The sequence below is a fragment of the Pseudomonas sp. GV105 genome (assembly GCF_003058185.1).
Classification (GTDB): domain Bacteria; phylum Pseudomonadota; class Gammaproteobacteria; order Pseudomonadales; family Pseudomonadaceae; genus Aquipseudomonas; species Aquipseudomonas veronii.
The window spans coordinates 87107-97999 of record NZ_QBUF01000004.1 but is presented as its reverse complement, the minus strand read 5'-3'; the positions used below and the strand labels follow the sequence as shown (position 1 = coordinate 97999).

Annotated in this window: 13 protein-coding genes and 1 pseudogene; 6 read left to right on the top strand and 8 right to left on the bottom strand. The window is 62.4% G+C overall.

Features of this window, described 5'->3' with window-relative positions; all coding sequences use genetic code 11:
- Positions 1–27: 27 nt before the first annotated feature.
- Positions 28–1359, bottom strand: coding sequence for an NCS2 family permease (locus C8K66_RS08945; protein ID WP_164887040.1), 1332 nt, complete (start codon positions 1357–1359; stop codon positions 28–30).
- Positions 1360–1555: 196 nt separating this feature from the next.
- Entirely contained in the window at positions 1556–1990 is a 435-nt protein-coding gene (locus C8K66_RS08940) for a MarR family winged helix-turn-helix transcriptional regulator (protein WP_046382563.1), read from the bottom strand.
- 81 nt (positions 1991–2071) lie between these two features.
- Here C8K66_RS08940 and C8K66_RS08935 point away from each other — a divergent pair, with 81 nt between their 5' ends.
- Both C8K66_RS08935 and C8K66_RS08930 read left to right on the top strand, forming a co-directional pair.
- Positions 2072–3238: a PLP-dependent aminotransferase family protein gene (locus C8K66_RS08935; protein WP_017845832.1), complete on the top strand. Its 1167-nt coding sequence runs from the start codon at positions 2072–2074 to the stop codon at positions 3236–3238.
- Positions 3239–3248: 10 nt separating this feature from the next.
- Positions 3249–3851 (top strand): glutathione S-transferase family protein, encoded by a 603-nt coding sequence (locus C8K66_RS08930; RefSeq protein ID WP_017845833.1) that lies wholly within the window; start codon positions 3249–3251, stop codon positions 3849–3851.
- A 42-nt stretch (positions 3852–3893) separates the two neighbouring features.
- Here C8K66_RS08930 and C8K66_RS08925 read toward each other — a convergent pair whose 3' ends face one another.
- Complete coding sequence (locus tag C8K66_RS08925; protein WP_108524663.1) at positions 3894–4790, bottom strand: LysR family transcriptional regulator; 897 nt, start codon at positions 4788–4790, stop codon at positions 3894–3896.
- Positions 4791–4901: 111 nt separating this feature from the next.
- On the opposite strand from C8K66_RS08925, the gene C8K66_RS08920 reads away from it, so the two are divergent.
- From C8K66_RS08920 to C8K66_RS31225, 4 genes and pseudogenes are all read left to right on the top strand, one after another.
- Positions 4902–6194 (top strand): CitMHS family transporter, encoded by a 1293-nt coding sequence (locus C8K66_RS08920; protein ID WP_057003893.1) that lies wholly within the window; start codon positions 4902–4904, stop codon positions 6192–6194.
- 1 nt (position 6195) lies between these two features.
- Entirely contained in the window at positions 6196–7521 is a 1326-nt protein-coding gene (locus C8K66_RS08915; protein WP_108524661.1) for an acyclic terpene utilization AtuA family protein, read from the top strand.
- Positions 7518–7835 (top strand): hypothetical protein, encoded by a 318-nt coding sequence (locus C8K66_RS08910; protein ID WP_046382567.1) that lies wholly within the window; start codon positions 7518–7520, stop codon positions 7833–7835. The genes C8K66_RS08915 and C8K66_RS08910 overlap by 4 nt, the downstream gene beginning before the upstream one ends.
- A pseudogene (locus C8K66_RS31225) lies at positions 7805–7930 on the top strand (outer membrane lipoprotein carrier protein LolA); the annotation flags it as partial. The gene C8K66_RS08910 and the pseudogene C8K66_RS31225, both read left to right, overlap by 31 nt.
- A gap of 16 nt (positions 7931–7946) precedes the next feature.
- Here C8K66_RS31225 and C8K66_RS08900 read toward each other — a convergent pair.
- The 5 genes from C8K66_RS08900 to C8K66_RS08880 form a co-directional block, all read right to left on the bottom strand.
- The gene (locus tag C8K66_RS08900) at positions 7947–8318 is read right to left on the bottom strand and encodes a glutathione S-transferase N-terminal domain-containing protein (protein WP_017845838.1); all 372 of its coding nucleotides are present in this window, start codon (positions 8316–8318) and stop codon (positions 7947–7949) included.
- Between the two features lie 100 nt (positions 8319–8418).
- Positions 8419–8964 (bottom strand): GTP cyclohydrolase I FolE, encoded by a 546-nt coding sequence (gene folE, locus C8K66_RS08895; RefSeq protein WP_017845839.1) that lies wholly within the window; start codon positions 8962–8964, stop codon positions 8419–8421.
- 78 nt (positions 8965–9042) lie between these two features.
- Positions 9043–9600 carry a Smr/MutS family protein gene (locus C8K66_RS08890; protein WP_017845840.1) on the bottom strand — a complete coding sequence of 186 codons (558 nt, stop codon included), beginning with the start codon at positions 9598–9600 and terminating at the stop codon, positions 9043–9045.
- A gap of 75 nt (positions 9601–9675) precedes the next feature.
- A complete protein-coding gene (locus C8K66_RS08885; protein WP_046382569.1) occupies positions 9676–9996 on the bottom strand; it encodes a hypothetical protein in 321 nt (106 codons plus the stop codon).
- 140 nt (positions 9997–10136) lie between these two features.
- On the bottom strand, positions 10137–10727 hold the full coding sequence (locus C8K66_RS08880) for a cysteine hydrolase family protein (RefSeq protein WP_026139885.1): 591 nt from the start codon (positions 10725–10727) through the stop codon (positions 10137–10139).
- Positions 10728–10893 lie beyond the last annotated feature (166 nt).

Genomic DNA, 10893 nt, shown 5'->3' with positions numbered 1-10893 from the left:
GAGGCGGTTTCTTCGGGGGTTGCCGACCTAGAGGAAGATGAATTTCGCGATAAAGATCGCGCACAGCACCCACAGGCTGACGGAAATTTCGCGGTACTTGCCGCTGCCGGCCTTGAGCGCCACGTAAGTGATAAAGCCCAGGGCGATCCCGTCGGCGACCGAGAAGGTCAGCGGCATCATGATCGCGGTGACGATCGCCGGAATGCTGTCGGTAGCGTCGTCCCAATTGATATGGGCCATGCTCGCCATCATCAGCATCGCCACATAAATCAGCGCGCCGGCGGTGGCATAAGCAGGAATCATGCCCGCCAGCGGCGCGAAAAACATCGCCGCCACAAACAGCACGCCCACGGTCACGGCGGTCAGCCCGGTACGGCCGCCGGCGGCGACACCGGCGGCACTTTCCACGTAGCTGGTCACCGGCGGCACGCCGACCATGGCGCCGAACACGCTGGAGGCGCTGTCGGCCTTCAACGCACGGGACAGGTTGTGGATCTTGCCGTCGGGGTTGACCAGCCCGGCCCGTTGCGCGACGCCCATCAGGGTGCCGGCGGTGTCGAACATGTGTACAAACAGAAAGGCGAACACCACGCTGATCATGCTCACATTGAATACACCCATCACGTCCATGGCTAACCAGGTCGGTGCCAGGCTCGGCGGGGTGGCGAGGATGCCGTTGTAGTGCACCAGCCCGAGGCCCCAGCCGGCGAGGGTCACGGCGATGATGCTGATGAGGATCGCGCCGAACACCCGGTGGTAGCTGAGGATGGCAATCAGTAGAAAGCAGATGGCCGCCAGCAACGGTGCCGGCTCGTGTAGCGAACCGAGCTTGATCAGGGTGGCCGGGCTGTCGACGATGATGCCGGCGGTTTTCAGGCCGATCACCCCGAGGAACAAGCCGACACCGGCGCCCATCGCATGGCGCAGGCTCACCGGAATGCTGTTGAGCAGCCATTCGCGGATGCGCGACAGCGTCAGCACCATGAACAACACGCCGGAGATAAACACCGCGCCGAGGGCCGTCTCCCAGGTGTAGCCCATGGTCCCGACCACGGTGTAGGTGAAGAACGCGTTCAAGCCCATGCCCGGCGCCAGGCCCACCGGCCAGTTGGCATACAGGCCCATCAACAGGCACCCCAGCGCGGCAGCGATGCACGTGGCGACAAAGGCGGCGCCGTGATCGATACCGGCATCGGCCATGATGTTCGGGTTGACGAAGATGATGTAGGCCATGGTGATAAACGTCGTGAGGCCGGCGATCAACTCGGTCTTCACTGTGGTGCCATGCACGCGCAGTTTGAACAGGCGTTCGAGCCAGCCGCTGTCGGCGGCGGAGAGGTTCGGCGCGGCGAGGTCCAGCGGGGCTTCGGATTTGCGGCTATCCACAGCAAGTACTCCTCAAGCATTTTATTGTTATGGTCAGCGCGCAGGCGCTGTGAGGTACTGGCGGGTTTGTTGACTGATAGGTCAGGAACTCGCACGAAGCGAATTATGCTTTTGTATACAAAAAAAGCAAATAATGTTTTCGATTGTCTGCGCAAAAAAAGATGAAAGGCTAATTCACCGCACTCAACGCCTGATTGACCGCCAGCCAGCCGTTCACCGCGGCTTCCCCCGCTTCATTGAAGGCGCGCTGCAACAACTTCACCTGTTCGCGGCGCAAGGACTGCTCGAAACGCAGGCCTTCGGCGCTCAATTCCAGCAGGCGTTTGCGCTTGTCGGTCTCCGACGCGACGCTCTGCACCAGGTGCATTTCCTGTAATTGGCGCAGCGGCATGTTCAGCGCCTGCTTGCTCACGCCGAGCAATTCCAGCAGTTCCTTCACGCTCAGGCCGGGGTAGCGCGCGATAAAAAATACGATGCGCTGATGCACCCGGCTCAGGCCACGGCGCTCCAGCATTTCGTCGGCCTTGGCGGTGAACGCCTGGTAGCCGAAGAAGAACGCTTCCATGGCGGTTTGCTGGCTGGTCTGGTTTTTAAGGTCAAGCATATTGACGTATCCACACAAGTCGTCGTAATTTCGGTCAACCAGTTTGACGTATTTCCCACAGGCTTTGCTACCGGTGACCCTATGGCCTTCTCAGAACGTGTTACGCGCCTCAAAAGCTCCTTGATCCGTGAAATCCTCGCGGCGGCCCAGCGCCCGGAAATGATGTCGTTCGCCGGTGGGCTGCCGGCCGAAGCGATGTTGCCCGCGTTGAACTGGGACGACATGCCGGTGAACATCGGCCAATACGGCATGAGCGAAGGCGAGCCGCAGCTGCGTGAATTGCTCGCCGCCGAGGCGCGTGCATTGGGTGTGCCGTGCCAGGCCAGCCAGGTGCTGGTGGTCAGCGGTTCCCAGCAGACCCTGGATCTGGCGGCCAAGCTGTATATCGACAAGGGCACGAACATCCTCCTGGAAGGCCCGACCTACCTGGCGGCCTTGCAGATTTTCCAACTGTTCGGCGCCGAGTGCCTCACCGTACAACTGGAAGCCGACGGCCCGGACCTGGCCGCGTTGCGCTCACGTCTCGAACGCTACCGCCCGGCGTTCATCTACCTGATCCCGACGTTCCAGAACCCGTCGGCCGTGCGTTACAGCGAGGCCAAGCGCGAAGCCGTCGCGGCGCTGCTCGATGAATTCGACGTGACCCTGATCGAAGACGAACCGTACCGCGAACTGACCTTCGACGGCGGCAGTGCGCAGCCCATCGCCGGCCGCCTGAAAAAGGCCAGTTGGATCTACACCGGCACCGTGTCGAAAACCTTGTTGCCCGGCCTGCGCGTCGGTTACCTGATCGCCAGCCCCGACCTGTTCCCGCACTTGCTCAAGCTCAAGCAGTCGGCCGACCTGCACACCAACCGCGTCGGCCAGTGGCAGGCGATGCAGTGGCTCGGCAGCGAGAAATATCAACAGCATCTGGTCGAGCTGCGCGGTTTCTATCGCGCGCGCCGGGATGCTTTTCAGGCGGCACTCGAGCGGCATTTCGGCGAATTGGCCGACTGGCAAGTGCCCCAGGGCGGATTATTCTTCTGGTTGACCTTGAAACAGCCGCTCGACACCCGCACCTTGTTGGCACCTGCGCTCGATCAGAACGTCGCGTTCATGCCCGGTGAACCGTTCTTTTCCGAGCCGGACCAGCACCTTGGCTCACTGCGGCTCAATTTCAGCCATATCGACCCGTCCCGTCTGGACGAAGGTCTCAAGCGCCTGGCCGCGGTGGTCCGTCAAGCACAGCACGCGCGAGCGGCATAAGGGGAGCCCCATGTACAAGGTTTATGGCGATTACAAGTCGGGCAACTGCTACAAGGTCAAATTGATGCTCAACCTGTTGGGCATCCCGTATCAATGGGTGGATGTCGACATCCTCAAGGGCGACACCCAGACCGCCGAATTCCTGGCCAAGAACCCCAACGGCAAGATCCCGGTGCTGGAGCTCGAAGACGGCACCTGCCTGTGGGAATCCAATGCGATCCTCAATTTCCTCGCCGATGGCAGCGAGTTTCTGCCGACCGAACCGCGCTTGCGTACCCAAGTGTTGCAGTGGCAGTTCTTCGAGCAGTACAGCCACGAGCCGTACATTGCGGTGGCGCGCTTTATCCAACTGTACTTGGGGATGCCCGAGGATCGCCTCGACGAATACAAAACCACCCACAAGGGCGGTTACAAGGCGTTGAAGGTCATGGAGCGCCAACTGCAAAGCACGCCGTACCTGGTGGGCGAGCAGTATTCGATTGCGGATATTGCGCTGTATGCCTACACCCACGTGGCGCATGAGGGCGGTTTTGACTTGACGCCTTACCCGGCGTTGCAGGCATGGCTGAAGCGTGTGGCCAGCCATCCCAGACATGTGGCGATGCTCGACTGACTCACTCGGTCAATTGTGGGAGCGGGCAAGCCCCTCCCACATTTAGCTCAGTGGTGAGTCGGATAATTTGTCATGCAGCAAGTCGAAACAGCGCTGCGCCGCCGGGCTCAGCGCCATCGCGCTGCGACTGATCAACCCGATCTCGCGGTTCACGCCGGGATGATCGATGCTGATGCGCTTCAACCCCTCCAGGCTGTCCGCCGCCGACTCCGGCAACACACTGATCCCCAAGCCCTGACGCACCAGCGCCAACACCGTCGACATGTAGTTGGCCTCCATGCCCGCGTTCATCGTCAGGCGTGTCTCGTCAAATAACGCCTCGACGTGTTCGCGCACACTGCTGTCGCGCCCGGTCAGGATGATCGGCTGATCCGCCAGTTGCCTCAGGCTCAGCGCCGGATAGCGGGCGAGGGGATGATCCAGCGGTACGAACGCGCACAGCCGATCATTCAATACCGGCACGAACGCCAGCCCGTGGTTCAGCCGTGCGCGCACGCCGATGCCGAAGTCCACCTCGCCCGAGCGCACCTGGGCATGAATGCGATGGGCCACCAGGTCATGCAGGCGCACTTCGATCCCGCCGAAGCGTTCGCGAAACAGGCGCAGCGCGGGCGGCAGGGCGCCGGCGCACACCGAGGGCAGGGCGGCGATGGTCACCACGCCACGACGTAACGCCGCGAGGTCGCGGGAGCCGGTGACGATGTTGTCCAGGTCCAGCAGCAGCTTTTCCATCGGCCCGCGCGCTTCCTGGCCGGCGGCCGTGATGCTGACATGCCGCGGGCTACGGTCGAGCAGGGCGACGCCGAGCCAGTCCTCGAGTTGCTGAACCTGCACGGTGAGCGCGGACGGCGACAGGTGCAGTTCGTTGGCCGCCTTGGTAAAGCTGCCGGTGCGCGCGACAGCGAGGAAGGCTTGGATGTGTTGGATAGAGTTCTTCATTTTGTTTTTCCGAACACTAGCTGGTGAATATTCCAATTTACAAAGACTAACGCGTTTCCAATACTCCAGGGAAAACAATAACCGGCCACCAAGGCCGCTCTGGAGTAACCCATGCTCGCTACCCTGGGTGTCATTACCATCCTTTGCTTGCTCGCTGCCGTCATGAGCAAACGCCTCTCGCCCCTGGTGGCGCTGATCGCCTTGCCGATCATCGCTGCGCTGCTCGGCGGGTTCGGCCTGCAAACCAGTGCCTTCATCATTACCGGGATCAAGAACGTTGCCCCGGTGGTGGGCATGTTTGTGTTCGCGATTCTGTTTTTCGGGATCATGACCGATGCCGGCATGCTTGACCCGATCATTGATCGCATCCTGCGCACGGTAGGGACGCGTCCTACACGAATTGTCGTTGGCACCGCGACCCTCGCCTTGCTGGTCCACCTGGACGGTTCCGGCGCGGTGACATTTCTGGTGACGGTGCCGGCGATGCTGCCGCTGTATACGCGGCTGGGCATCGACAAACGCATCCTCGCCTGCGTCTGCGCGATGGCTGCCGGGGTCAACTTCCTGCCGTGGACCGGCCCGGTGCTGCGCTCGTCGGCGGCGTTGCATGTGCCGGTGGCGGATCTGTTCCAGCCGCTGATCCCGGTGCAGATCGTCGGCCTGATCTTTGTCTTCGCCTGCGCCTGGTGGCTCGGCCATCGTGAAGAAAAACGCCTTGGCCTGGGCGCCGGTTCGACGGTGGATGCCGTGCCGCAACGGGTGCTCAGTGACGACGACATCAAGCTGCGACGCCCGCGGCTGTTCTGGGTCAACCTGATGCTCACCGTACTGGTGATGGTGGTGATGATCGCCGGCTGGGTCGACCCGGTGGTGATGTTCATGCTCGGCACCGTGGTCGCGCTGTGCATCAACTACCCAAATGTCGACGCCCAGCGCGCACGCATCGACGCCCATGCCAAGACCGCCCTGACCATGGCCAGTATCCTGCTCGCCGCCGGCGTGTTCACCGGCATCATGCAAGGCACCGGCATGCTCAAGGCGATTGCCGAAGTGGCGGTGGCGCAGATTCCGGCCGGCCACGGCAAGTTGATCCCGGCAGTGGTGGGTTTTATTTCCATGCCGCTGAGCATGTTGTTCGACCCTGATTCCTACTATTTCGGCGTGATGCCGGTGATCGCCGAAGTCGGCAAGGCCCTGGGCGTCGACCCGCTGCAAGTGGCCCAGGCGTCGTTGCTGGGTGTACACACCACCGGTTTCCCGGTCAGCCCGCTGACCCCCGCGACCTTCCTGTTGGTAGGGCTGTGCAAGATCGAGCTGGCCGATCACCAGCGCTTCACCATTCCGTTTCTGTTCGCCGCGTCGGTGTTGATGACCCTGACCGCGTTGCTCCTGGGAGTATTTTGAGATGAAAACCTTGCGCATCGGTTCCGGCGCCGGCTATTCCGGCGACCGCATCGAACCTGCCGTGGAACTGGCCGAACAGGGCGACCTCGATTACCTGGTCTTCGAATGCCTGGCCGAACGCACCATCGCCTTGGCGCAACAGGCACGCATCAGCGATCCGCAGGGTGGGTATGACCCGTTGCTGAGTGAGCGCATGCGCCGGGTGCTGCCCTTTGTCGGTGAGCAGGCAGGTCGCCGGCGCTTGCGCGTGATCACCAATATGGGCGCGGCCAACCCGGTGTCGGCGGCCGTTGAAGTGCGGCGCATTGCCAATGAGCTGGGCCTGAGCCTCAAGGTCGTGGCGGTGGTGGGCGATGATGTGCTCGACGTGTTGCGCCCCGAGCAGGTGTTGGATAACGGCCAGACCCTTGGCTCGCTGAGTGCGCGGCTGATTTCCGCGAACGCCTACCTGGGCGTCGACGGCATTCTGCAGGCGTTGCGCGCCGAGGCCGATGTGGTGATCACCGGGCGCGTGGCCGACCCGTCGCTATTTCTGGCGCCGCAGATGTTTGCGTTCGGCTGGGCGGCTGACGATTGGTTGCGCCTGGGGCGCGGCACGCTGGTCGGGCATTTGCTCGAATGCGCGGGGCAGGTCAGTGGCGGCTATTTCGCCGATCCCGGGTTCAAGGACGTAGACGACCTGGCCCGCCTCGGCTTCCCCCTGGCCGAGATCGATACCGAGGGCAACGCCGTGATCACCAAAGTGAGCGGGTCCGGCGGGCGCGTCAGCTGCGCTACGTGTACTGAACAATTGATCTACGAAGTACACGACCCGGCGGCCTATCTGACGCCGGACGTGACGGCCGACTTTTCCCAGGTGAGCTTTGTCGAGGAAAGCGTCGACCGGGTACGCGCCCAGGGTGCTGCGGGACGGGCGCGGCCGGACCGGTTGAAAGTCAGCGTGGGTTACCTGGATGGTTGGATCGGCGAGGGGCAGATGTCCTACGGCGGGCCGGGAGCCGTCGCACGCGCCGAACTGGCGCGAGAGGTGGTGCTCAAGCGCCTGGAACTGATGGGGGTGAAGATGCAGGACGTGCGCGCCGAGTTGATCGGCATGGACTCGCTGCACGGCCCGCGCAGCCGCGTCGAACCGTGGGAAGTGCGCCTGCGCGTCGCTGCGCGCTGTGAGGAACGCAGCGAAGCGGTGCGGGTCGGCAATGAAGTGGAAACCCTCTACACCAACGGCCCGTCCGGCGGCGGCGGTGCCAGCAAGAGCGTGCGCCAGGTGGTGGCGGTGGCCTCGTTGTTGTTGCCGCGTGACGCCGTCAACCCGAGGATCGAAGCATGAAGCTGCATACCCTGGCCCATTCCCGCACCGGGGATAAGGGCGACACCTCGAACATTTCGATCATTGCCTATCGCCCTGAGGATTATCCGCTGCTCTGCGAACAGCTCACGGCCGCGCGCGTGACGGCGTTCTTCGCCGGGCTGTTGGAGCCGGGGGCGGCGCCGGTGCGACGCTATGAATTGCCCAACGTGCAGGCGCTGAACTTCGTGTTGCCGGGGATCTTGCGCGGCGGCGTGACCCGTTCGCTGGCGCTGGACGCCCATGGCAAGTGCCTGGGCTCCGCATTACTGGACATGGAAATCCCCCCTCTGTAGGCGCGAGCCAGCTCGCGAAAATCGTCAACGATAACGAGGGGAACCTGACACCCAGCGGCGTCCTCAGGTTTTTCGCGAGCAAGCTCGCTCCTACAGAGGAGAGGGCGTTTGTCAGGCGGCGGCGAAGCGCTTGTCCAGGTAATCGATGATCACCTTGGAGTCATACATCCAGGTGGTCTGGCCATTCTCTTCGATGCGCAGGCACGGCACTTTGATCTTGCCACCTTGCTCCAGCAGGGTCTGGCGATCCTGTTCGTTGTTCTTCGCGTCCTTCAACGCTACCGGCACATTCAGGCGATGCAGGGTGCGACGGGTCTTCACGCAGAACGGGCAGGCGTGGAACTGATACAGGGTCAGCTCCTTGGCGGCCGCGTTGACCTGCGCTTGCTGCTCGGCGGGGCGCTGCTTTTTGCGTGGACGGGTAATGTAGTCGCCCGCGATGATGACGTGGCCGAGGCCCACTCGAAGTGCTTTGACGAACATGGCTGAAACCTCTTGCCCAGAACAGAGGGCCGCATCTTACTTGATTTGTGGGGGCGAAAAAAAACCGGCGATGAACGCCGGCTTTTTCCTACCCGACCGGTTATTTGATCAGGCTGAGGAATTCGCTGCGGGTCGCCGCGTTTTCGCGGAACTCACCCAGCATCACCGAGGTGATCATCGACGAATTCTGTTTCTCCACACCGCGCATCATCATGCACATGTGCTTGGCTTCGATTACCACGGCCACGCCCAGGGCGCCGGTCACTTGCATCACGGCATCGGCGATCTGGCGGCTGAGGTTTTCCTGGATCTGCAGGCGGCGCGCATACATGTCGACAATCCGCGCGACCTTCGACAGGCCCAGCACTTTGCCGCTCGGGATATACGCGACGTGGGCCTTGCCGATAAACGGCAGCAGGTGGTGTTCGCACAACGAGTACAACTCGATGTCCTTGACCAGCACCATTTCGCTGTTGTCGGAGCTGAACAAGGCACCGTTGGTGACTTCTTCCAGTGTCTGTTCATAGCCGCGGCAAAGGTACTGCATCGCCTTGGCGGCACGCTTTGGCGTGTCGAGCAGGCCCTCGCGGGTAACGTCCTCGCCGAGTTGGCCGAGGATCGCGGTGTAATTCTGTTCCAGGGACATGAAACTACCTGTGGGATTTTCGCAAAGCGCAAGGGTACGGTGGCCGACCCATCGCTGCAAGCCTGACGATGGCACGGGTTACTCGTCGCGCCCTTCCAGCATGGTGCGCTTGAGCATCACATACACCGCGCCGGCGCCACCGTGGCGGGGCTGGCAGGAGGTAAAGCCGAGTACTTGGGCATGCTGGCGCAGCCAGGTGTTGACGTGGCTCTTGATCATCGGCCGCTTGCCGTCCAAGCGCACGGCCTTGCCGTGGGTGACGCGCACGCAGCGGATTTCGAACCGGGTGGCTTCGGCGAGGAAGGCCCAGAGGGTTTCCCGGGCTTTTTCCACGCTCATGCCGTGCAGGTCGAGGCTGCCTTCGAAGGGGATCTGGCCGGTCTTGAGCTTGCGTATCTGGCTTTCCTGCACGCCGTCGCGGGCCCACATCAGCTCGTCTTCGGGGCCGACGTCAATCACGAACTGGTCCGACAGACCGTCCACGGTGGTGGCGTCAGTGCGTACAGTCGCGGCCTGGCGCAGCTTGGCGATCTGCGCTCGGTCACTCTTGGGTTTGCCGGTGTCGGCGCGGTCGTGCTTGATCGGCTTGACGCCGCGCAGCTCGTTTTTGAACAGGGAAAAATCGTCGTCTTGCATGTCAGCCTCCGCGAGGGGCGGGCAGTTTACCTAAATCGCGGCGGCCGGGGCGCAGGAAACGCTATCCAAGCGCCATCAGTCGTGCTTTTTCATCAGGTGCGAGGCGATGTTCAGCGACAACGGCTGGCGCATCCGCCGCCGGCTGCGGCGCCATAACCACACGCCGAACCACAGCACCAGCAGGCCGCCCACCAACAGCATCGCCGAGCCACCGGGGCTGGCATTCAGTTCGCCCAGCGCCGGGGAATGCCCCGACAAGCCCGCGCCACCGGCGACCGCCAGCAGCACACCTATGATCGCCAGCAGCGCGGCAATGCCGGCTACCAGGCGCAGACGCCAGTTGCTCGGGCCCTTGGGGCGCAAGCGACGAGCATCAAAACCATCGGATATCTTCATTCCGACCTTTCCTCCAGGGTATCGGCCCTTCGACCGGAAGATACACAGGTTGTTCCGGCGCCAGAGGTAATTGCAGCAAATGACAGGCATTTGCAGATGAGCGGGGCCTCGAATCGGCCGCACCGCTCATTTCGGGGCAATCAGATCAGGTCTTTGGTCAAGGCGAGGGTGGCGAAGTTGTCGGCCATGATGGCCATTTCGGTTTGTTGCACGTGCTCGGCACTCAGGACACCGCCCTTGTAAGGCAGGTCGCGGGTGGCGCAGGCGTCTTCCACCAGGGTGCAGCGAAAGCCCAGGTTCTTGGCGGCGCGCACGGTGGTGCTGACGCTGGAGTGGCTCATGAAGCCGCAGACGATCAGGTCCAGGGAACCGAGGTCCTGCAGGTGTTTTTCCAGGCCGGTGCCGTGGAACGCGCTGGGCAGCAGTTTACCGATGATGGTTTCGTTGCCCATTGGCTCCAGGCCGGGAATGAATTCGCCGCGCTCGCCTTGTGGGTCAAACAGGCCGCCGACGGTGCCCAGGTGGCGCACATGCACGATCGGGCGACCGGCGTTGCGCGCCGCAGCGACCAGTTGCTTGATATTGCCCACCGCCGCATCCATGCCCGCGAGGGCGAGTGGACCGCTGAGGTATTCCTTCTGGGCGTCGATGATCACGAGGGTCGCATGGCTGAGATTGGCCGCTGCATAACCTCGACCGCTGATTTGAAACATCGTCTTTGGAACGGACATTCTGGGGGCTCCTGTGAGGGGGGCTTTTGCGCCATTGTCCACTGGCTGAGCGGTTCTGTGAATCGCTTCCATCGTAAGCTACGCCGTTGCTGGCGTGCAGCCGTGTCAAGCGGTGCGGTTGTTTGACGCAATGATGGCAAATTGGATGAAATCCGACATACGGTTG

What these genes read in the sequence shown, in the direction of transcription:
- C8K66_RS08940 (WP_046382563.1), bottom strand. Translation starts at nt 1,990, where the DNA reads ATGCTTGACCTTAAAAACCAGACCAGCCAGCAAACCGCCATGGAAGCG.
- C8K66_RS08935 (WP_017845832.1), top strand. Translation starts at nt 2,072, where the DNA reads ATGGCCTTCTCAGAACGTGTTACGCGCCTCAAAAGCTCCTTGATCCGT.
- C8K66_RS08930 (WP_017845833.1), top strand. Translation starts at nt 3,249, where the DNA reads ATGTACAAGGTTTATGGCGATTACAAGTCGGGCAACTGCTACAAGGTC.
- C8K66_RS08925 (WP_108524663.1), bottom strand. Translation starts at nt 4,790, where the DNA reads ATGAAGAACTCTATCCAACACATCCAAGCCTTCCTCGCTGTCGCGCGC.
- C8K66_RS08920 (WP_057003893.1), top strand. Translation starts at nt 4,902, where the DNA reads ATGCTCGCTACCCTGGGTGTCATTACCATCCTTTGCTTGCTCGCTGCC.
- C8K66_RS08915 (WP_108524661.1), top strand. Translation starts at nt 6,196, where the DNA reads ATGAAAACCTTGCGCATCGGTTCCGGCGCCGGCTATTCCGGCGACCGC.
- C8K66_RS08910 (WP_046382567.1), top strand. Translation starts at nt 7,518, where the DNA reads ATGAAGCTGCATACCCTGGCCCATTCCCGCACCGGGGATAAGGGCGAC.
- C8K66_RS08900 (WP_017845838.1), bottom strand. Translation starts at nt 8,318, where the DNA reads ATGTTCGTCAAAGCACTTCGAGTGGGCCTCGGCCACGTCATCATCGCG.
- folE (WP_017845839.1), bottom strand. Translation starts at nt 8,964, where the DNA reads ATGTCCCTGGAACAGAATTACACCGCGATCCTCGGCCAACTCGGCGAG.
- C8K66_RS08890 (WP_017845840.1), bottom strand. Translation starts at nt 9,600, where the DNA reads ATGCAAGACGACGATTTTTCCCTGTTCAAAAACGAGCTGCGCGGCGTC.
- C8K66_RS08885 (WP_046382569.1), bottom strand. Translation starts at nt 9,996, where the DNA reads ATGAAGATATCCGATGGTTTTGATGCTCGTCGCTTGCGCCCCAAGGGC.
- C8K66_RS08880 (WP_026139885.1), bottom strand. Translation starts at nt 10,727, where the DNA reads ATGTCCGTTCCAAAGACGATGTTTCAAATCAGCGGTCGAGGTTATGCA.